General features: G+C 41.9%; 20 protein-coding genes. 13 read left to right on the top strand and 7 right to left on the bottom strand.

Annotated elements, in window-relative coordinates:
* Positions 1–104 precede the first annotated feature (104 nt).
* Positions 105–1,466: a Na+/H+ antiporter NhaC family protein gene (locus tag Q0788_RS07870; protein WP_298809350.1), complete on the top strand. Its 1,362-nt coding sequence runs from the start codon at positions 105–107 to the stop codon at positions 1,464–1,466.
* A 101-nt stretch (positions 1,467–1,567) separates the two neighbouring features.
* On the top strand, positions 1,568–2,002 hold the full coding sequence (locus tag Q0788_RS07875; protein ID WP_298809353.1) for a hypothetical protein: 435 nt from the start codon (positions 1,568–1,570) through the stop codon (positions 2,000–2,002).
* Between the two features lie 32 nt (positions 2,003–2,034).
* On the opposite strand, the gene Q0788_RS07880 is transcribed toward Q0788_RS07875, so the two are convergent.
* Together Q0788_RS07880 and Q0788_RS07885 are read right to left on the bottom strand one after the other, a co-directional pair.
* Positions 2,035–2,292, bottom strand: coding sequence for a hypothetical protein (locus Q0788_RS07880; RefSeq protein WP_298809355.1), 258 nt, complete (start codon positions 2,290–2,292; stop codon positions 2,035–2,037).
* A complete protein-coding gene (locus tag Q0788_RS07885) occupies positions 2,292–3,017 on the bottom strand; it encodes a 5-formyltetrahydrofolate cyclo-ligase (RefSeq protein WP_298809357.1) in 726 nt (241 codons plus the stop codon). Before Q0788_RS07885 ends, Q0788_RS07880 begins: the two co-directional genes overlap by 1 nt.
* Before the next feature lie 212 nt (positions 3,018–3,229).
* Between Q0788_RS07885 and fumC the strand changes: the two genes are divergently transcribed.
* Together fumC and Q0788_RS07895 are read left to right on the top strand one after the other, a co-directional pair.
* Positions 3,230–4,633 (top strand): class II fumarate hydratase, encoded by a 1,404-nt coding sequence (gene fumC / locus Q0788_RS07890; RefSeq protein WP_057761207.1) that lies wholly within the window; start codon positions 3,230–3,232, stop codon positions 4,631–4,633.
* Positions 4,634–4,913: 280 nt separating this feature from the next.
* Entirely contained in the window at positions 4,914–6,005 is a 1,092-nt protein-coding gene (locus Q0788_RS07895; protein WP_298809361.1) for a DUF4238 domain-containing protein, read from the top strand.
* A gap of 141 nt (positions 6,006–6,146) precedes the next feature.
* On the opposite strand, the gene Q0788_RS07900 is transcribed toward Q0788_RS07895, so the two are convergent.
* From Q0788_RS07900 to Q0788_RS07915, 4 genes are all read right to left on the bottom strand, one after another.
* Positions 6,147–6,959, bottom strand: a complete 813-nt coding sequence (locus tag Q0788_RS07900; protein ID WP_298809364.1) for a MipA/OmpV family protein — start codon at positions 6,957–6,959, stop codon at positions 6,147–6,149.
* A gap of 147 nt (positions 6,960–7,106) precedes the next feature.
* Positions 7,107–8,192 (bottom strand): rhomboid family intramembrane serine protease, encoded by a 1,086-nt coding sequence (locus Q0788_RS07905; protein ID WP_298809366.1) that lies wholly within the window; start codon positions 8,190–8,192, stop codon positions 7,107–7,109.
* 197 nt (positions 8,193–8,389) lie between these two features.
* On the bottom strand, positions 8,390–9,589 hold the full coding sequence (locus Q0788_RS07910) for an alpha-hydroxy acid oxidase (protein WP_298809369.1): 1,200 nt from the start codon (positions 9,587–9,589) through the stop codon (positions 8,390–8,392).
* Positions 9,590–9,645: 56 nt separating this feature from the next.
* A complete protein-coding gene (locus Q0788_RS07915; RefSeq protein ID WP_298809372.1) occupies positions 9,646–9,954 on the bottom strand; it encodes a glutaredoxin family protein in 309 nt (102 codons plus the stop codon).
* Positions 9,955–10,251: 297 nt separating this feature from the next.
* Between Q0788_RS07915 and mtgA the strand changes: the two genes are divergently transcribed.
* The 6 genes from mtgA (at position 10,252) to Q0788_RS07945 (ending at position 14,788) form a co-directional block, all read left to right on the top strand.
* Positions 10,252–10,941, top strand: a complete 690-nt coding sequence (gene mtgA / locus Q0788_RS07920; RefSeq protein ID WP_101205165.1) for a monofunctional biosynthetic peptidoglycan transglycosylase — start codon at positions 10,252–10,254, stop codon at positions 10,939–10,941.
* A 129-nt stretch (positions 10,942–11,070) separates the two neighbouring features.
* Positions 11,071–13,305, top strand: a complete 2,235-nt coding sequence (gene ppk1 / locus Q0788_RS07925) for a polyphosphate kinase 1 (protein WP_298809596.1) — start codon at positions 11,071–11,073, stop codon at positions 13,303–13,305.
* Positions 13,306–13,621: 316 nt separating this feature from the next.
* The gene (locus Q0788_RS07930; RefSeq protein ID WP_185156594.1) at positions 13,622–13,792 is read left to right on the top strand and encodes a hypothetical protein; all 171 of its coding nucleotides are present in this window, start codon (positions 13,622–13,624) and stop codon (positions 13,790–13,792) included.
* A gap of 63 nt (positions 13,793–13,855) precedes the next feature.
* A complete protein-coding gene (locus Q0788_RS07935) occupies positions 13,856–14,122 on the top strand; it encodes a hypothetical protein (protein WP_298809378.1) in 267 nt (88 codons plus the stop codon).
* Positions 14,123–14,188: 66 nt separating this feature from the next.
* On the top strand, positions 14,189–14,515 hold the full coding sequence (locus Q0788_RS07940; RefSeq protein ID WP_102092250.1) for a hypothetical protein: 327 nt from the start codon (positions 14,189–14,191) through the stop codon (positions 14,513–14,515).
* 72 nt (positions 14,516–14,587) lie between these two features.
* A complete protein-coding gene (locus tag Q0788_RS07945; RefSeq protein WP_298809382.1) occupies positions 14,588–14,788 on the top strand; it encodes a hypothetical protein in 201 nt (66 codons plus the stop codon).
* A 177-nt stretch (positions 14,789–14,965) separates the two neighbouring features.
* Here Q0788_RS07945 and Q0788_RS07950 read toward each other — a convergent pair whose 3' ends face one another.
* Positions 14,966–15,778, bottom strand: a complete 813-nt coding sequence (locus Q0788_RS07950; protein WP_298809383.1) for a tRNA-(ms[2]io[6]A)-hydroxylase — start codon at positions 15,776–15,778, stop codon at positions 14,966–14,968.
* Positions 15,779–16,329: 551 nt separating this feature from the next.
* On the opposite strand from Q0788_RS07950, the gene Q0788_RS07955 reads away from it, so the two are divergent.
* The 3 genes from Q0788_RS07955 (at position 16,330) to Q0788_RS07965 (ending at position 21,563) form a co-directional block, all read left to right on the top strand.
* Positions 16,330–18,528 (top strand): malate synthase G, encoded by a 2,199-nt coding sequence (locus Q0788_RS07955; protein WP_298809384.1) that lies wholly within the window; start codon positions 16,330–16,332, stop codon positions 18,526–18,528.
* Positions 18,529–19,136: 608 nt separating this feature from the next.
* Positions 19,137–20,192, top strand: a complete 1,056-nt coding sequence (locus Q0788_RS07960) for a porin (protein WP_298809386.1) — start codon at positions 19,137–19,139, stop codon at positions 20,190–20,192.
* A gap of 249 nt (positions 20,193–20,441) precedes the next feature.
* Positions 20,442–21,563, top strand: a complete 1,122-nt coding sequence (locus Q0788_RS07965) for a porin (RefSeq protein WP_298809388.1) — start codon at positions 20,442–20,444, stop codon at positions 21,561–21,563.
* Positions 21,564–21,576 lie beyond the last annotated feature (13 nt).

The following is a 21,576-nucleotide window of genomic DNA, read 5'->3' on the forward strand; positions in this document are numbered from 1 at the left end:
ACAGGCTCTCATATTGAGACGTTTTAGACAACAGGGCGATATTCATTAGTTTCAATATTCATAGGTCTCAATAAGACCAAAGTATAAAGAACAAGGGGCAACACATGGCCATCAATGCGGTATTGCTAGCAGTTATTATTATGCTAGGACTGTCACTTTCGCGAGTGCACGTGGTGCTCAGTTTATTAATCGGGGCGCTGGCAGGTGGACTGCTAGCAGGGCTTGGTATTACTGATACGCTCAATGCTTTTCAAGAAGGCATCCGTAATGGCGCAGAGATTGCGCTGTCATATGCACTGCTTGGGGCGTTTGCGGTAGCGATTGCTCATTCAGGTTTGCCGCAATCGTTGGCAGGCGCGGTCATCAAGCGTATCGATGCTGCTGGTACGAGTGGCATGATTAAGTACATGCTGTTTGCAGGCCTCATTACCATGAGCTGCTTTAGTCAAAACTTAATCCCTATTCATATTGCCTTTATTCCGCTGCTGGTACCGCCACTATTGTTAGCATTCAATCGCATGCAGATTGATAGACGCCTGATTGCTTGTCTGATTACGTTTGGACTGGTCACCACCTATATGTTTATTCCTTATGGCTTTGGTGATATCTATCTCAATCAGATTATGCTAAAGAATGTAGGTGAAGCGGGTATCGATGTTGCTAATATTTCTGTGGTGCAAGCCATGGCGATTCCTGCATTGGGTATGCTAATTGGTTTACTGGTTGCTGTATTTATCAGCTACCGTAAGCCACGTACGTATCAGCAGATTGCGATAGATCAGCAAGCGCATGATGCAGTAGTGGAAGGCGATGCATTAAGTAAAACCGCCGTTGGTGCACAGTCGCAAAGCAAGTTAAAGACACTGGTTGCATTGGCTGCTATCGTGACTGCTTTTGTGGTGCAGCTATATACTGATTCGCTACTTCTCGGCTCAATGTTTGGCTTCGGTGTGTTTATGGCGACCGGCGTGGTGAAGTGGCGTGATGCTGATGGCGTCTTTAATGACGGTATCAAACTGATGGCGATGATTGGTTTTATTATGATTACCGCGCAAGGCTTCGCTGAAGTGATGAAAGCCACTGAGCAAATTCAGCCATTAGTCGATGGGGCAGCGTCACTGTTCGCTGGTAACAAAGCGATGGCCGCATTTATCATGCTATTGATTGGTTTGATTGTGACCATGGGCATTGGTTCTTCATTTTCGACCATTCCTATTTTGGCCGCGATTTATGTACCGCTATGTATTTCTTTAGGGTTTTCGCCATTGGCTACTGTAGCGATTATCGGTACGGCTGGCGCGCTGGGTGATGCAGGTTCGCCAGCGTCAGATTCGACGTTGGGGCCAACGTCTGGTCTGAATATCGACGGTCAGCATGACCATATCAAAGACAGTGTGATACCGACATTCTTGCATTACAACATTCCACTACTGGCATTTGGTTGGATTGCAGCGATGGTGTTGTAGGTTGCTTTAGCTAAAATATAGTTTTATAAAAAGCCATCGTATAGATGGCTTTTTTGTTTTAAGGTGGGAATAGAAAATAGTGCATAAAAAAGGATGGGTTTATGAAAGTTAAAGAACACATGAGTGCAACTCAGCTTAAAAAGATATTAAAAGAAAGAAAATATTTAAATCCCAAGAAATTAGAGACACTTCTAAGGATTCTTGAAGAGAAAGTACAAGAGGTTATTCCACCTAAAAAATTTGAAGAGGTCTACTATATCTTTAATACAGAAGAGGCTGTTTTCTATGGGATACAAGGACCGATATCTTGCTTAAGTTACGTATTTTTGAATAACAATTTTGTTGTAAATGTAGACATAAGAGGTAATCGTTCCTACTCCGTAACATTAAGTTTTCATGACAACATTAATAAACCAACCGATGAAGATAAAAAGGAAATCATTAACCAGTTGTTTGACATTGTCGAAAATGCAGAAGTTTTTTTGCTTGAAGACATGACTAGAGACAACACGACTATTGAATTTGTAGAGGTATAAGTTATTGGTGCGCTAGGCGCACCCTACTCAAGTCAAAGGTCGTCTTCATCAAAATCCTTAATCTCACCGCTTAAACTACTCAAAAACTCATCACTTTGCGCGAGCAAAGCATTTAAGCGTTCTTCATTGACGAGCCTTGTCATCTCATCAGCGCTAAACGGCTGCTCTTGACTGTAGTAGCGTTGCTCTCTAGCGTCTTCATTGCCTAATGTCTGCAAATACTCATCCACACTGTCTGCACTGGAATCAGCAGCACTAGAGTCTTTTTCAAAGTGTTTATCGTCTTTCATTAAAACCACCTTATGCCGCTTGGGGTAATTAAGCCGTCTAATGGTACATCCCACGGTTGACGCGCTAATTGTTCAACCACTTGAAAGTCATAACACCAGCCAATTTTTAATGGATTTTTCGCACCTGAGCGATGGCTGTTACCAAGCGTCGTATCATAGAACCCACCACCCATGCCCATACGGTTGCCGTTTAGGTCTACCGCCACCAGTGGACAAATCATCACGTCTAGTTCTGATGCCCATAATAGGGCGCGGCTGTGGTTTTGCTTCATGCCTAATTGGTGAATGCGAGTGGGGACGTTGATCAGTTTTGAGTGATAAACAGGTACAAAGCGCAGGTGTTTATCATCATTGCCATTGCTAGTACGACCAAGTGAACCAACAACTGGCAAGTAAGGTAAATAGCCTAAGCGCTGACACCAGTCTAGCAGTGGCTGGGTAGGTAGCTCACCAAATCCATCATAGTACAGTCCAATGCGTGCATGTGTAGGCAATCGCTGCTGTAGCTTAGATAAATGCAAGCTTGCAGACTGAGCAAATTGTCTACGCGCGCCATCGCTTAACTGGCGACGCTGGCGAGTAAAGTGCCGTCTAGGCGGGTTGCTGATGACAGTTTCGGATGTTTCAGTGTTTTTTGAGTCCGAATTATTTGGATCAAGGTTATTTGGCTCAGGCCGTATTGGTTTGGGGTGCATGGTTTCAGAGTGCATAATTTTAGATAGCATAGGTATCTTATCCAATGAAGTATCAGATTGGTGATGACAGGCGTTTTTAGACATTCGTTTTTAGGCATTGCTCAAGGCTATTTGTGAATATTCAACACGCCCTAGTCATGCTATCATAACGCCACTTTACATCGTATTTCCGTTTATGTGCAGCAGCTGTTGCACTTTTTATCGTTCAGTTATCTAACAACAAACCAGTAAAGAGGGTAGTTATGTCGACACAGAATCAGGCAACTCGTACCGAAAAAGACACCATGGGCAACGTAGAAGTCCCAGCTGACGCTTATTGGGGTGCGCAAACTCAGCGTAGCCGCGAAAACTTCAAAATCGGTGGCGAGACGTTGCCGCGTCCAATGATTGAAGCGATGGCACTGGTCAAAAAAGCCGCTGCGATTACCAATGCAAGCCTAGAGCGTATCGAAGGCGACAAGCGTGACCTTATCGTACAAGCCGCTGACGAAATCATCAATGGTGGTCTGGTCGATCAGTTCCCATTGGTTGTATGGCAGACAGGTTCTGGCACACAGTCAAACATGAACATGAACGAAGTATTGGCCAACCGTGCTAACGAAATCGCTGGTTCTGAGCGCGGTAGCTACACGCCAATTCACCCAAATGACCATGTGAACCATGCACAGTCTACCAACGACAGCTTCCCAACGGCGATTCGTGTGGCAGCTGCTCGTCAGATCAACAGCTTGTTGATCCCAGCAGTACAAGCCCTACGCGATACGCTAGCGGCAAAAGCCAAAGAATTCGATAGCATCGTAAAAATCGGTCGTACGCATTTACAAGACGCGACGCCTTTGACTTTAGGCCAAGAGTTTAGCGGCTATGTGAGCCAACTTGACCATTCATTGACTCGTATCGACAACGCGCTACAAGGTCTATATGAATTGCCACTAGGTGGTACTGCCGTTGGTACTGGTCTAAACGCCCATCCTGACTATGCAGTAAAATCAGCTGAGCAACTAGCGACTTTGACTGGCTTGCCATTCGTTACGTCACCAAACAAATTTGAAGCACTAGCCGCTCGTGATGCAGAAGTATTTGCCTCAGGCGCACTAAAAACATTAGCGGGCAGCTTAAACAAAATCGCTAACGACGTACGTTGGTTGGCATCAGGTCCTCGTTGTGGTCTGGGCGAGTTGACGATTCCTGAAAATGAGCCAGGCTCTTCTATCATGCCAGGCAAAGTGAACCCAACTCAGTCAGAAGCAATGACCATGGTTGTCGCTCAGGTCATGGGTAACGACACAACTATCAGCATGGCTGGCGCGTCAGGTAACTTTGAGCTAAACGTGTATAAGCCAGTTATCGCGTTTAACTTGTTGCAATCTATCAAGCTGCTTGGCGATGCTTGCAACAGCTTCAACGAAAACTGTGCCGTTGGTATCGAGCCAGTAAAAGACAAAATCGATGACTTCTTGCACAACTCATTGATGCTAGTCACGTCATTGAACCGTCATGTTGGTTATGAAAATGCTGCAAAAATCGCTAAGACTGCTTATAAAGAAAACAAAACTTTAAAGCAAGTTGCGGTTGAGCTAGAGCTATTAACTGAAGCGCAGTTCGATGAGTGGGTAATTCCTGCTGATATGGTACATCCTAAGTAAGCAGTAGACCAAATAATGAGCTGCTACGGCGTCAGACTCGCTTAATGTACGATAAGTACAATTTGCCCTCGTCTTTCTGGTAGCAGCATCATATTTGTTCCACTGAGAATTTAGAAATAAAAAGACCTTGTCACGTTATGTGGCAAGGTCTTTTTTTTGTTTTCGATTGGATATTACTTTTATCTATTAAATGTTTCATTCGCTATAGAAATAATACAATTTACTTATTATCGTATTAAGTTTACTCTCAATATCAAAATTACGTTCAATGAGGCAAACAATGGCTTCCAATAAGAACCAACATTATGTACCTCAGTGCTATTTAAAAAAATTTTCTACTGATGAATCAAAAGCAGCTATTTGTCTCTATAATCTGAACAAAAAGAAACTAATAGAAAATGCACCTATAAAGAACCAGTGTTCAAAAAACTACTTCTATGGCGAAGACCTAGCTTTAGAGAAGGCGTTACAGCCGATTGAAGGGCAGTTCTCTGAAATAGTTCGCAATCTTGAAAATATAAATTACGTTCTGACAGACAAAGACAAGCTATTTCTCATAGAATTTTGGCTACTTCAACGTGCAAGAACTGAGGAGTTTTCTAAGTCTACTGCTGAATCAACTGAACAAGATATAAAAACTTTGCTTTCTATTGACATTAAAATGGAAGTTAAAGAAGTTGTTCACAAAGTAATGCAGTCGATCTTAAAAGATAGGCATTTAATTCATGACTTAAAGGTTTGTATTTTAAAGAACAATACTAAAACTGATTTCATAACCTCAGACCATCCAGCAGTACTCACAAATCGATGGTATTTTCTCAATAAAAAAGTGCAATTTAGATCTTTTGGATTACAGTCAGCAGGAGGACTGTTTATTTTACCTCTTACTCCTAGAATTCTTATGTTGGCCTATGATAAAGATGTTTATAGTATTGCTAACGTAAAAGGGTGGGTTCAGCTTAAAAATAGGTGTGATGTAGATGCTTTTAACTATCTTCAGTTACTGAATTGTCGAGCTAATATATACACAGCAAATCCTGATAGTGCTCGATATCTAGAGAGTCTTCATAATAAAGTGGAGTATTCAAAATCTTTGCAAGGCCATAAAACAGAGTTTTACATTTCAGATAATTCTGACGGTAAGATAAGAGATGAAAATCGAATTGATGTTTCTGAAATTAAAGTAAATCAAAAGTTCTTCAAAGTCTCTCAAACCGTTTACGCTGCACCACCAATATGGCCTAGAGTAATAAATTGGAAGCCAAATGGGTTTATAATGACAAATGACACGTATGATGATTTTGTTCGTCAAGCAGTAGTAAAAAAAATAGGGCGAAGTGATTTTTATAAAATGTCGATCCGCAAAGGCTAGCTAGAGTCAGTAAAAGTAATTTTATTCAAACAACTAAACTTCTCTGACTTCTTAAAAACTCAAAATATGTGTTGATCTAAAGTACCTACAAAAAAGCCAAGCAAAATGCTTGGCTTTTTCATATCAAACTTCTAAGCTTAGTTAAAACTTATAAAGCAAACCAAGCGTGGTCGCCGCTTCAGTACGTGAGTCGACCATTGGGCTATCATACTGCTCATTCGGTACATAGCTCACGCTTTGATTGGCGAATCCTGCCCAGCGCTCATTAAAGTCATAGTTGGCACTGATATTGATATACGGGTTCAGGCTTGAGTTAGATTTATACGCATCAACGCCTGTCTCTGCTGACTCTTTTTCACTGACACCATAGTAGTATTCATTGTAGTCAGCATCATGATATTCAAAGCCAATACTTGGATAGACCGTTAGCTTGCCTTTAGTGATTCTAGAAAGGTAGGTCAAGCGAGCTGTGTTACCACCACTACGATCTAATACATCAGCACCTATCTGCGCGCGGATGCCGCCAATAGCCGTACGACGCTGATAGCTTAGACCTGCTTCTGCTGATGATTTACGCTCATCTAAGCCTTGTAGTGCGCCATTGGCATCATCAGGTTCAAACTCAGAACCTGCAAGCTTGGCATAGGCAGACAGCTGATTGACACCATCATTGATCAGATACGCACCAGCTTGCGCACCGCGTACATAGACTTTATTGTTGTCATAAAATGCACCTGGTAGCACGCGCACTTTAGTACTGTCTTCGAGATCATAGGCTGATTTGACCGCCATGACATTGACCCCAACGCTGAGCCCAGCATCTTTATCAGTCGGCAAGTTGTCATTAAAAAGTGCGGCGTTAGACATGCTAGCCACACTAAGTAGTGCAGTAGCTGTGAACGCGCTAAACATAGTACGTGTAGAGATATTAGGTAGCGCTGCAAGTTTTAACATAATTGGATCTCGTAAGTGAGTATAAATAACTGAGTGGTGCGATTAAGCAAAACATGTTCAAAAGAGTAAGTAATCAAATGAATCAGTAATATAGGTCAGTATGCTGTTTTTGGAGTCTATATAGCAATGATAGATAAGTATGAGCATTTACTCAATGGCTTTTAGTACTTGCAGTAATTGCTGATGAATATCTTGCCACCACCAGACAAAACCAATGCTAATAAGTAGCATTGCAAGCCATGGTAATAGCTGCCAAATAATGGAAGGTTTTTTAAGTGCTTTGGGATCAATACTATTATGAACAGCTTCATTACTTAACGGTGAATTGTTAGCAGTAACGCTTTCAGCACTATTGTTAGCATTTATATCAGACACATTCGTTTCATTGTTAGCAACCGCAGTATTTTGTTCGATTGAGTTGGCAGCAAAATGAGGTGGCTGTTCGATAGGAGTGGCGTCATAGCGGCCTTGATTATCATGTTGGTCATGATACTGGCCACTATACTGACTATCATATGGTGGGTTGTCGTGAGCACCGTATGTATAGTTGGTTTGATAAGAATTAAACGTGCGCTGCTGCTGAATCGCTGCGTTTTGTATAGCAACGGCTAAACGCTGACGGTAGCCAATCGCAAAAGCCAATGCAATCACTAGTCCCGTGATTGCGCCACCGATATGACCAGCATTATCAATACCCGGTACGGCAAACCCATAGACAAGATTGATGCCCATAATAAATATGAGGCTTTTGAGGTTAAGCACCATGCCATTGACCGATATTTTAAACAGTGCAGCGATTAATAGTGCCGCGCCAATGCCCATGATACCGCCTGATGCGCCAGCTGATAGTCCAGGCTGTCCCGTACCATCCAAAATACTTTGCCACGTGACATAGCTGTTGAGTAAGTTACCACCGATTGCCGCCAGCAAAAATAACGCTAAAAATTTGGCTGAGCCAAACATCGGCTCGGCAATCTGCCCAAAGAAATACATGGCAAACCCATTAAACAATAAATGCATCAGACCAATGTGCAAAAACGCACTGCTGACCAGTCGCCAAGGATCATCACCCATAGTAAAAGGTAGGGCATTAGCACCCCATTTGAGCAGGGCTTCAGTTGAAGGGTTATTGGCATCGACGCCCGTCAGTACCTGCATAATAAATAGCCCAATAAAGCTGGCTAATAGCAGGGTAGTGACGGGTGCAGTTTTTAATAGTTGTTGAATGGTCATAAAAGCGAGATATCATCAAAATGTTGTATAGATAGTATAAAGGGTATGGCCAGATAATGTTATGTATCCGCAGGTCATCATGGTACAAGTTTTCATAGTCTTGATGGCTGATAGCTTTTAAAACTAGATAGTTCTTAGAAAAAGTTCTTAAAAATGAATAGTTCTTTAAAGCGGATAACTCTTAAAAATTGATAGCTCTAAAAATGACCAACTTTAAGATTCTCATAAGTACCTTTTACCAAGATATCGTCCGTAACTTTATTGATATCAGTATGACCGCAGAATGCCATTGAGATATCACACTCTTTATAGATGATTTCGAGCGCGCGGCGTACACCATCTTCACCATAAGCGCCCAATCCATAGAGAAAAGCGCGACCAATCATCGTGCCTTTTGCACCCAGTGAGATGGCTTTTAGCACATCTTGACCAGAGCGAATGCCACTGTCTAACCATACCTCGATATCGCTATCCTCAGCATGGATAGCTTGTACGATGTCAGACAGCGCAGAAATAGAAGACAGTGCGCCATCTAATTGACGACCACCATGATTAGAGACGACCAGTGCATCAGCACCGCTACGGGCCGCCATAATGGCATCTTCAGGTTCCATGATGCCTTTGATGATGAGTTTGCCACCCCACATATCTTTGATACGCGCCACATCATCCCAGCTCAAACGTGGATCAAACTGCTCTTCTGTCCATGAGCTCAATGATGACAAGTCTTCAACGCCTTTGGCATGACCGACGATATTGCCAAAGCTACGACGTTTGGTGCCTAGCATATTCATACACCACTGCGGCTTGGTCATTAGATTGATGATGTTGGTAAGTGTCGGTTTAGGCGGTGCAGACAAGCCGTTTTTGATGTCTTTATGACGCTGACCCATGACCTGCAAGTCGGCAGTTAATATCAGTGCTGAACAATTGGCATCTTTGGCCCGTTGAATCAAATTGGCCATATAGTCTTGATCGCGCATGACATATAATTGGAACCAAAACGGTTTGCTGGTATGAGTGGCGATATCTTCGATAGAGCAGATGCTCATGGTCGAGAGGGAGAAAGGCACGCCAAATTTTTCAGCGGCACGTGCGGCATGAATCTCGCCATCTGCCCACATCATACCAGTGAACCCAGTTGGAGCGATGGCGACGGGCATATTGACGGACTCACCAATCATTTGTGTTGCTAGACTGCGATTGTCCATATCGACCAATACTCGCTGGCGCAGTTTGATACGGTCAAAGTCAGTTTCATTACTACGATACGTGGTCTCAGTCCATGAGCCTGAATCGACATAGTCATAAAACATACGCGGTACTTTGCGCTCAGCGACACGGCGCAGATCTTCAATCTCTGTTATTTTCTTTAAGACAGGTTTTAAATCTTTCATGATTTCTCACCACTTTATCATCGTAATTGGGCGTCTTTATTATAGGTCTAATGCTATTAAGCGAGCAGCTGTTGCAAATCCATCACCGAAAACGGATAGTTCAATCGTTTGGATGGCGTCAAAATCACAGGAATAGCTGTGGCAAATTCCATCATCAGCGCCTCATCAAAGTCTGCAATATCGACATGTTGGTAACTAATTGGTTGTACGGCTTGAAACTGAGTGATTATTTGCTCAGCGATGTCACATAAATGGCAGCCCGAGGTGCCGAGTAGCCACCATTGATTGTTATTTTCAGCGATGTTGAGGCTTGGACTTGCTGCAATAACACGCGCTCGTAATACTTCTATATTATCATCGTACATGGTTAATCTCTTATCTTCATACTGATTGCAAAGCGCTGATGCTCAGCACGCGCTTATTTAAAATGTAAAATACTTTAACGGTCATTACATCATAAAGAAGTGGGGTAAATAATGACAGCGATTGTGAGATTAGGTAAGATGACCTGCTATTGATCATTATTAATGACGAATGCTCAACAGTTAATGATTGGCTATAAATAGCCCGTTTACAATCATTGATTCTTAGTTGATGTTTCATAGTCATTAATAGAGTATCTATCTTATCTTATTACTTTTTTAACCACTCGGACATCGCGCATGACAAGTTTTGGCACATTTATCAAACGTCTGTTATTGGCAATTATGCTATTGGTTGTCGCATTCCACATATTGGTCGTTGGACTACTATTAATTTGGAAAACACAGCCAATTAACAACAGTATGTTTATGTTGACGCATCGCCTAACGGGCGGCACGGTCACTCAAACATGGGCTGAATATGATGCAATTGCCAAATCTGCCAAACAAGCAGCGATTGTAAGTGAAGACTCAACGTTTAGTCAGCACAGTGGTTTTGATTTTAAAGGTATCAAAGCGGCGCAAAAGAAAAATGAAGAGACAGGCAAAATGTCTGCTGGTGGCTCAACGATTACTCAGCAATTGGCAAAGAACTTGTTCCTCACCTCGCATCGCTCTTATGTGCGTAAAGCGGAAGAGGCTGTCATCACTGTGATGATTGAGACGCTATGGGACAAGCAGCGCATCATGACCGCTTACCTAAATGTGGCGGAGTTTGGTAATGGTATCTATGGTATAGACGCGGCAGCGCATCATTATTTCGATAAGTCTGCGGCCAATCTAAACCGAGATGAGTCAGCACTTCTGATTGCGATGCTTACCAATCCAAAGTACTACGAAGACAATCAAGGCGATAAGCGTTTACGTAACAAGCAACGTATTATCAAAAAACGCATGAAAAATGCCGTATTACCGCAAGCCTCTTCATAAATATAAATCCTTAGGGCTGGGCTAGATTATAGGATCGGATGTTGTAGGCTAGGATATACCCTAATAAAGACAGAACTATAAAAGATGATGGCGTATCGATAACGCAAAAGGAGTAGTGACGTGGTAGAGATGACTAGTAATCAGGGCAGCAGTAATGTTAACGATATGATTGACGTTAATAATGTTGAAGATGGCGCTAATGACAATATTGATAAAGACGTTAGTGTAGATAATATCCAAAATAATTTAGCAGAAATCGAATGGCAACGCTCAGCAGATGGTAGCTATTCACCTAGCAGTTATATCAATCGTGATTTGTCTTTACTACAGTTTCATCTGCGGGTATTGGCGCAGGCATCTAGTTCGCGTCACCCATTGCTTGAGCGCTTATTTTTCTTGATTATTTTTTCATCCAATCTCGATGAGTTTTTTGAAATTCGTGTCGCTGGCATCATGCAAAAGCTCAACATCGGTGATGTATCGACCAGTGCTCATGGCATGCGTCCTAGCGAAGTGTTAAACGAGATATCTATTATCACTCATGCTGCAATCAGTGAGCAGTACCGTATTCTCAATGAGGATATCTTGCCAGCGCTCGCGCTCGAAGATATCCGCTATCTCAAACGTGATGAGCTAAACGCTGAGCAGTCTGCATGGATGAAGCGCTATTTTACGGAGCAAGTCGTACCCGTATTGACACCGATTAGCATTGATCCAGCGCATCCATTCCCGCGTCTTGTAAATAAAAGCTTAAACTTTATTGCCACGTTGGAAGGTAAAGACGCCTTTGGACGTGACATCAACTTGGCGATTGTACCTGCGCCGCGCAGTCTGCCGCGTGTGATTCGTCTGCCAGATGAGCTAACTGGTGGCAAAGAGCATCATGTGATGCTATCCGCTATTATTCATGAGCATATCGGTGAGCTATTCCCTGGAATGAGTGTGACAGGCTGTCATCAATTTAGGCTAACACGTAATGCCGATTTAGATTTGGCCGATGATGTCGAAGACATTGCCAAAGCACTAGAAGGCGAGCTTGAAAACCGCCGCTTTGGTGATAAGGTGCGCCTTGAGGTCACCACCGATTGTCCAACGCACATCAGTGAGTATCTGCTCAATGAGTTTGAGCTGCATGACAATCAGTTATACCGTGTCAATGGCCCAGTCAACCTAACGCGCTTGCTGTTTGACTTTAATATTCCTGCGCTACGCTATCAGCCATTTACTCATGTCGTGCCAAAGGCATTCCGCCGAGAAATGGATAAGTCAGATAAATCGACCAGTATGTTCGCTGCCATGCGTAAAAGTGATGTGTTGGTTCATCATCCTTTTCATGCCTTTTCTCCGATTATTAATTTACTTTGGCAAGCGGCCAGTGATCCCAAAGTATTGGCGATTAAGCAAACGCTATATCGTTCAGGCACCAATTCAGAAATCGTCAAAGCACTTGCAGCCGCCGCTCGTAATGGCAAAGAAGTTACGGCTGTTATCGAGCTGCGTGCGCGTTTTGATGAAGCGTCTAATATCGCAGTTGCCAACTATCTACAAGAAGCAGGCGCGGTCGTGGTCTACGGTATCGTCGGTTATAAGACCCATGCCAAGCTCATGCTAATCGTACGCCGCGAGGACGACCGAATCCGCCGTTATGTCCATTTGGGCACTGGTAACTATCACGCAGCCAATGCCAAGGTCTATACGGACTATGGTCTGTTTAGCGCTGATCCTGATATCTCAGAAGATGTTCACAAAATATTCCAAGAGTTAACCGGCATGGGTAAGCCTGCCAACCTCAAAAAACTATTACATGCACCGTTTACTTTGCATGAAAAATTGATGAGCTTTATCGATGATGAAATCGCTCATGCCAAAGCGGGCAAACGTACTCATATTATCATCAAGGCCAATGCGCTCACTGAGCGCCGTCTCATTGATAAGTTATACGATGCCTCGCAGGCAGGCGTTAAGATTGAGCTGATTTTACGGTCTATGTGTTGTCTACGTCCACAAGTAAAAGGACTCTCCGAAAATATCACTGTGCGTTCTGTTATCGGCCGATTTTTGGAGCATACGCGTGTTTATTATTTCTATAATGACGGCGATGAGCGCTTATACTGCGGTAGTGCAGACTGGATGGATCGTAACCTGTTCCATCGCGTAGAAGTGGCATTCCCGATTGAGAATAAAAAGCTGTTTAAGCAGATTTATCAAGATGGCTTAATTAACTACTTACAGGATAATACGCAAGCGTGGACACTTGATGGCACTGGCGTTTGGCAGCAGCTACAGCCAGCAGCAGGCGAGGAGCCACATGTCGCACAAGAGCATTTACTAAAAACAATTAATCGTGTCGAGGAATCTAGCTAATCCGTAAAAGCACCTTTAGGCGATAATCAGCTATTCAATTATCTATCTAACCAAGCACTGGTAAATACCGGTGCTTGGTTTTTTTGCGCTCACCAATTGCAAAAGTTACAAACTGACTTGCAACCTCACAATTATTCACATATTGATACGGCAGTACACTGGTGCATTACCCAAGGTCATACCTATAATTAATATCAATTCTGACGCTACTTGATAAGTATTGGTTACTCATTTGGGCGTTGGTATAAGTTCAAAATGTATATCTATTTAATGTTTCAAAACAATTTAATAAAATCATAAGAATAGGAAATAAACCATGAGTACTACTAACGATGACAATTCAGATATCAAGCAAGCTGCAGAACAGGTAAATGGTCAGGAAGTTGAGAAGAACTTAGCAGAGAATAAAAAAGTCGACGCCCCTGAATCATTAAGTGAAGAAGAGCAAACACCTTTTATCGATGATGACTTACGTACTGATAAGTAATTTCTAATATTAATCACCGACCTAATATACGACAATAATAAATAATAAAGCGAGGGATACGCCATGACTATGCAAGAACCTATAGGAACAGAAGCAACAGACACAGAAGAAAAAGTAATCGTGGATGACCCTGCTGCTAATGAGTTAGAAAACCCTAAAGATAGCTATGCAGGGCGCAAGCACAAGCCTGAAATCGATGGCCCTGAGCAAGACTCACAAGAGACTGACGAAGTTTATGCTGATCCACGTAAAGAAGAGAATCTTCCAGCTGGTGGCAAGAACGCAGCAGAACTAAGTGCCTACGACTTGAGCCAAAAAGGTAATGAGTAAAGGAGTATAGCTAACAGTGTGCTAACCAAATCGACAAAATTATAAATATAAAAAGAGGATATGATAATGCAAGCCAAAGACTCAGCAATAGACAAGACAAAGGTACTAGGATCTGATGATCATAGTGCAATTGAAAGAAATACTACTGAGAACAAAGGGACCGATACTTTTGATGAGTCTGTTGTCGACTCAGAACACGTAAATGATAATGACAATCCAGCGCGCCAACCAGATCGTCGTGATCAAGAAGGTAGTACCGCATTTGATGACAATATCAATGAAGATACTGTCGGTAGTGCAGCACCAAAGAGTGAGGGTATTAATGATTTAAATCGTTATGCCAATATTGATAATGCACAAACCCGTATTTTAAATCCTGATGAAAAAGATTAGATAGGTTTAAATCTCGAAAGATATATAGCGTTTCTTGGATTAGATAAGTAATTATTATAGTAGGGAGTACCAATGAATAACTCACATAATGAAAGCGTCAATAGCGATTATAACTTAAAAGATGCAGATGATAATAATGGTATTGTCCCTGATGATGCATTACAGAAAGCAAATCCAGCCGCAGCAGAAAAAGCTACGGAAGATCATGATCCGCATAATGTCGCTAAGAGTAACAAACAGTATGACAGTCCACTCATGGAAGATAAAAAGTAAGAATTAACTATATCGGTAGCTATTAGTATTTGTACATAAATAGGCATTTGTACATAAACAGAAAGGCACTGTGTTTGGTAAGAGTATATAACTCGTATCAAACACAGTGCCTTTTTTGCTTACTATATTTTTACTTTCTACATTATATAGGTAGTAGGTTTAGGTAAGGCGTGGGTTTTAAGCAGGTGTACCACTATGAAAACGTAGCTCAGCATCTGGGCTACTTATTAATTCAGCCTCTACTTCTTTAAAGAAAGCGACTCGCTCGTCTATATTCTCATCTGACAATGTTTGAGCAAGCGCAAGATAATCTTCGAAATGACGACTCTCTGACTTGAGTAGATAACGATAATACTTCGCTAAGCGTTCATCATCGATGACCTCGGCCAACGCTGCAAAACGCTCACAAGAGCGCGCCTCAATAAACGCCCCGATTATTAATACATCAACCATCGCTGCTGGCTCGTAAGTGCGTTTGTGCTTTAACATACCTTTGGCGTAGCGTCCAGCACTCAGATATTTCCACTCTTGGCCGCGCTCATTCATGATACCTAGTACTTGCTCGTAGTGCAGCATCTCTTCACGTATCAGCTGCGCGAGTTTACGTTGCAAGTCATAAGAGAACTCATAACGAAATATTAAATTCATCGCAGTACCAGCGGCCTTTTTTTCGCAGTTAGCGTGGTCTTGAATAATCATAGGTAGGTTTTCAATCGCGGCATCTACCCAAGATTGCGTGGTTCGAGCACCTAAAAAGTTATAAACAGGAGATAGGTCTACCTTTATAGGAGTGCGCAGATGCGTAATATCGATGCTATCTTCTTCAGGCAGCTCTTTTTCAGACAGCTCTTCTTCGATTAGATCTGTTTCGGCACTATTATTTACAGTTTGAGAAATATTTTCTTCGACAGATTTTTTTTCGATACTATCGTTATCTATAGTATTTGCTGTTGATTGGAATGTTGCGAGGTCTTGTTGATTGATAGTCATAGTCTAAGGAAGCTTTATTTATGAATGGTGATACGAGTAATTATATCGTTAGTCTGACCTAGATACGATGTTAAATAACTGACAGTCATCAATAGGTGTTTATTAATAGATAACGGTTAAGCATAATTAAAGGTGTCAATGATTACTTACTGTTTATATTAATTTTGCTGCATCTAATTCCTAGATGATGATTATAGCTCCTAGAGTAGGCCACTTATACATTATCATTATTAAACAGCCTAAGTATTTACTTAGTAAATGGTGTTTCCTTGTTAATTTTATTATTTGATAGTAGGATGATATTTTGCTATTTAAGCATTTCGTCTTACTTTTATGATTCACTATTAGTAAAGAGTAAGTCTAATATCAATAGATTGCGTTTTACTAGAACATCAAATTTGTAGATATATCTTCTCAGAAAAATTAGAGAATCAAAGATTCCACAACGAATGAGATATGAACGTTTAAAACCTCACAAGATTAAAAAATCTTAAACAGTTACTGTCACAACTCAGTATTAGTACCCCTCACGAACAGATAAGGATAACAATATGAGCCAGTCTTCTAACACCAATCGTATTCAAAAAGGCAGTCTTGCCATCGATCAGCAGTTATATGACTTTATTGAAAACGAAGTATTACCGAAAGTCGGTGTGGATTCAGACGATTATTGGTCAGGTTTCGAAAAGGTTATTAAAGAATTTACCCCGCGCAATAAAGCGCTATTGGAAACTCGTGACAAGATTCAAGCACGGATTGACCAGTGGCACCTAGATAATCCTGCAAAAGATGGCGAAATCGACTATCCAGCTTATAAGACATTCTTGCAAGAGATTGGTTATTTGCTACCTGAAGGCGAAGCATTTACAGTTGATACCAAAAACGTCGATGACGAAATCGCGCACATCGCAGGGCCACAGCTAGTCGTACCAGTTCGTAATGCTCGTTATGCGCTTAACGCGACCAATGCACGTTGGGGTAGCTTATACGATGCTTTATATGGCACCGATGTTATCAGTAGTGAAAATGGTCAAGAAGCGGGTGGTAGCTATAATCCTACCCGCGGTGCTGCTGTTGTCGCTTACGCCAAAGCGTTCTTAGATGAGCACTTCACACTAGCATCAGGTTCTTACAATGATGTGACTGGCTTTAAAGTAGTCGATGGCAAGCTAGAAGTTGTACAAGGTGATAGCAGTACCGAGCTAAAAGATACGGCTAAGTTTGTCGGTTTTGTCGGTGACGCTGAGGCTCCTACAGGTGTACTGTTAAAGAACAACGGCTTGCATGCTGAGATTCAAATCGATAGCAACCATCCAGTGGGTAAAGACGATCCAGCAAACATCAAGGACGTACTGCTTGAGTCAGCCATGACAGCCATTCAGGATTGTGAAGACTCAGTTGCTGCTGTAGATGCAGAAGAAAAAGTCGAAGTCTATCGTAACTGGCTTGGCTTGATGAATAGCGACCTACAAGAAACCTTTGAAAAAGGCGGTAAAACCCGTACACGTAAGCAAAACCCAGATCGTGAATATAACACGCCAGATGGTGGCAAGCTGATCTTACCAGGTCGTTCGCTATTGTTAATTCGTAACGTCGGTCACTTAATGCAGAACCCTGCCATCTTAGTCGATTTGGGCGAGGGTCAAGAGCAAATATTTGAAGGCTTAATGGATGGCCTAATCACACCACTATTATCACTTAATGATATTAAAGGTAAAAACGAGCTATCAAACTCACGTCAAGGCTCAATGTATATCGTGAAGCCAAAAATGCATGGCCCTGAAGAAGTTAAAATGGCCAATGACTTATTTAATGCATCAGAGGATCTGTTAGGTCTAGAACGCAATACGCTCAAAATCGGTATCATGGATGAAGAGCGCCGTATGACGGTCAACTTAAAAGAAGCAATCCGCCAAGCCAAAGAGCGCGTTATATTCATTAACACGGGTTTCTTAGACCGTACTGGTGATGAGATGCATACCAGCATGAATGCAGGTCCATTTGTACCAAAAGGCGAGATGAAGTCGCAAGCATGGCAGCCTGCTTACGAGCAGTGGAACGTCGATATCGGTCTAGAGACAGGCCTACAAGGTCATGCGCAAATAGGTAAGGGTATGTGGGCTAAGCCTGATGAAATGAAAGAGATGATGGATACTAAGGCTGCTCATCCTAAATCTGGCGCTAGCACTGCATGGGTACCATCACCAACGGGCGCTACCTTGCATAGCATACACTATCATCAAGTGAGCGTAGCTGATGTACAAGATACGCTAAAATCACGCGAGCGTGCTAGCTTGGATGACATCTTGACCATTCCATTAGCAAAAAATACCGACTGGACTGACGAAGAAAAGCAGCAGGAGCTTGAAAACAATGCTCAAGGTATCTTGGGTTATGTCGTACGCTGGGTAAATCAAGGCGTTGGTTGCTCCAAGGTACCTGATATCAACGATGTAGGTCTCATGGAAGATCGTGCTACTTTGCGTATCTCAAGCCAACATATTGCTAACTGGTTGCATCATGGCGTGGTTAGTGAGCAGCAAGTGATGGATACGATGAAACGTATGGCCAAGGTCGTCGATGAGCAGAATGCAGGCGATGATGACTATCAATCGATGGCAGATAGCTTTGATAGCTCTTACGCGTTCAAAGCAGCCTGTGATTTAGTCTTCAAAGGCCGCGCACAGCCTAGTGGTTATACTGAGCCATTGTTGCATCAAGCACGTTTGGATCTTAAAGCAAACGCTTAGAACAACAGACTAAATATGACAAGCATTTGAGCATACTTGATGGGCAAGTATGCCAGTCATTCTTGCTCATTTGTAACTGCTGAATGTGTCAAGTATAAGTCATAAACTATTTTATGAGCGCTATTTGTGATCAATAAATAGCGCTCTTTTTTGGCATATTACTTAGTATCTATTACGTGCGTTTAAGACTATTAGTAACGGTATTAACCAATATTATTCGTATCTAATTGAGTAAATAGAAGTTTTTTCACAATCGTTCAAATATAAGAAATCATCTGTTATTCGATAACGCGTGTATCGAAAAAGCAAAAAAATATGTTGCAAATTATGTCAAAGTTGTTATGCTTGTATTCGAAGTATGAGTTTGGTAACGGATGTTACGCACGGAGCAATAAAGACCAAACGTTACATGGCAGTTGCGTTGTTTAATCCCAGTCATGTGTGTCATGGTTTTTTACCTTACTGTAATAGAAATTCGCCACACTTGTTTCTGACTAATCTCGGTAGCCAGTTACACATTATATCTTTGAGGATTTGTGACGATACCATTATGGGCGCCAGCTAATAATAGCTTGCTCATTACTACAATTGTAAAGTGGAGATACCCCATGAAAAAACTACTTTTAGCTACAGCAATCGCAGCCCTATCTGTATCTGCAGCCAACGCAGCACCTACCGTTTATGGTAAAGCTTTCGTTACTGCTGACTATGTAAATGCTGAGCGTGACGGTACTGATGATCAGTTCGACGTAGATAGCGATTCAGTACAAATCAACTCAAACATTTCACGCCTTGGTTTCAAAGGTTCTGAAGCGATGACTGCTAACACTGATGTTATCTATCAGTTAGAGTATGGCATTGCTATCGACGGTAATGATGACAACATTGGTTTCAAAAGCCGTGATACTTACCTTGGCCTAAACAACAAAGACTTCGGTCAGTTCCGTTTTGGTCGTAACTACTCAGTAACTGACTACATCAACAACGTTACTGTTACTGAAGGCTACTGGGATAACCTAGGTGTTAGTAACCTTGATATGGATGGCGACGTACTTGACGCTGTAACTATGGCTGATGGCGGCCGTGTTAATGATTCTATCGTATGGATTGCACCTAAATACAACGGCTTACCTTTAGAGCTTGCTCTACAGTATGGTGCTGACGAATCATTTGTTTCTGACAGTGATGACCGTGACAGTGGTTATGGTGCTTCTTTAATGTTTGACCAAGGTACTGGCTTCACTGCTGGTGTTGCTTACGAAAAAGACATGAGCCAAGATGGTGACCTTCTACGTGGTAGTGCTACTGTTGATCTAGGTAAATACATGGCTGCCCCAGTTATGCTAGGTGCTATGTATCAAGTAGCTGATTTCGATGGTGCAGATAACGGTACTGAAGACGAAAAAGGTCTAATCGTAAGCGCTGAAATGGGTCTAAACAATTTTGCTCGTCCAGCATCTGTATATGTACAGTATAATGGTACTAAAAACCTAGCTGGTTTTGACAACCGTGATTCAGATCAAGTGGTTGTAGGTGGCAAATATAACTTTAAAGACAACATGATTGCTCATGCTTATATCGGTAACAACTCTGCTGAAGACAAGAATACTAATACTGATCTTGACGTATTCGCATTGGGTGGCGGTCTAGAATACTTATTCTAGTATCACACTTAAGCAGATTACATAAAAAGACTCATCCTTCGGGATGAGTTTTTTTGTGCGATAAAGAATGATAACAGTTATGTAAACTTTGGTTTTTTCATCTTACTGTAATATTTGCTTGGTAAAGTTATGTCTAAGCAGTTCTTATGGCTCGCTGTATATCATGGTTTCGAAGGTATAGGACCTTACCATTATATATCTAACGATCTTAGACCATTTATCACTCAAATCGTAAAGTGGAGATATCCTTTGAAAAAATTACTTTTAGCTTCAGCAATTGCAATGCTATCAGTTTCTACTGTTCAAGCAGCCCCAACTGTCTATGGTAAGGCATTCGTGACTGCTAACTATGTAAATGCTGAGCTTGATCGCCAGTCGATGGATTTGCCAAACGATGCTATCAATGTCAACGAAGACAATAGCTCGGTACAAGTTAGCTCACACTCTTCACGTTTAGGATTCAAAGGATCTGAGACAATAACTGCTAATACAGACGTCATCTATCAATTAGAGTACGGTATCAAAATCGATGACAGTGGCAGTGACAATATTGGTTTCAAAAGCCGAGACACTTATCTGGGTCTAAAGAATAAAAACTTTGGCCAATTTCGATTCGGTCGTAACTACTCAGTTTCTGATTATGTTAACAACGTGACTGTAAATGAAGGGTATTGGGATAACATTGGTTCGAGCTCTTTAGGTAGTAGCAATACACTAACTGAAGCACTTACCTTGACTGATGGTGAGCGTATCAATAACTCAATCGTGTGGATTGCGCCAAAATATAACGATTTACCAGTAGAGCTTGCATTACAGTACGGCGCTGATGAGTCTTTTGTTTCTGATAGTAGTGATCGCGATAGTGGCTTCGGTGCTTCGTTGATGTTCGATCCGGGCACTGGTTTTACCGCAGGCGTTGGGTATGATAAAGATATGAGTGTTACAGGTGAGATTCTACGCGGTAGTGCTAGTGTCGACCTAGGTAAATACGTGGCTTATCCAGTGAAGCTAGGCGCGCTATACCAACAAGTAGATTTTGATGACTCAAACGATGAAGAGAAAGGCTTGGTCGTCAGTGCTGAAATGGGTCTAACCAACTTCTCACGTCCAGCTTCTGTTTATCTACAGTATGATAAGACTGAGAACTTAGCAGGTCTAGGCGGCAATGATTCAGACCAAATCGTATTGGGCGGTAAGTATAAATTCAAAGACAATATGATTGCACATGCTTACATCGGTAAAAACTCTGCAGATTTAGAAAATGGTCTCCTAGTAGTCAGAGACTACGCCAACAATACTTCTGAAGAAGTTGTTGCACGCGGTGATGCAGATGTATTCGCTATCGGCGGCGGTTTAGAATACAAATTCTAAATTAGATTTTTGT

Source organism: uncultured Psychrobacter sp., assembly GCF_947500265.1.
Lineage (GTDB): Bacteria > Pseudomonadota > Gammaproteobacteria > Pseudomonadales > Moraxellaceae > Psychrobacter.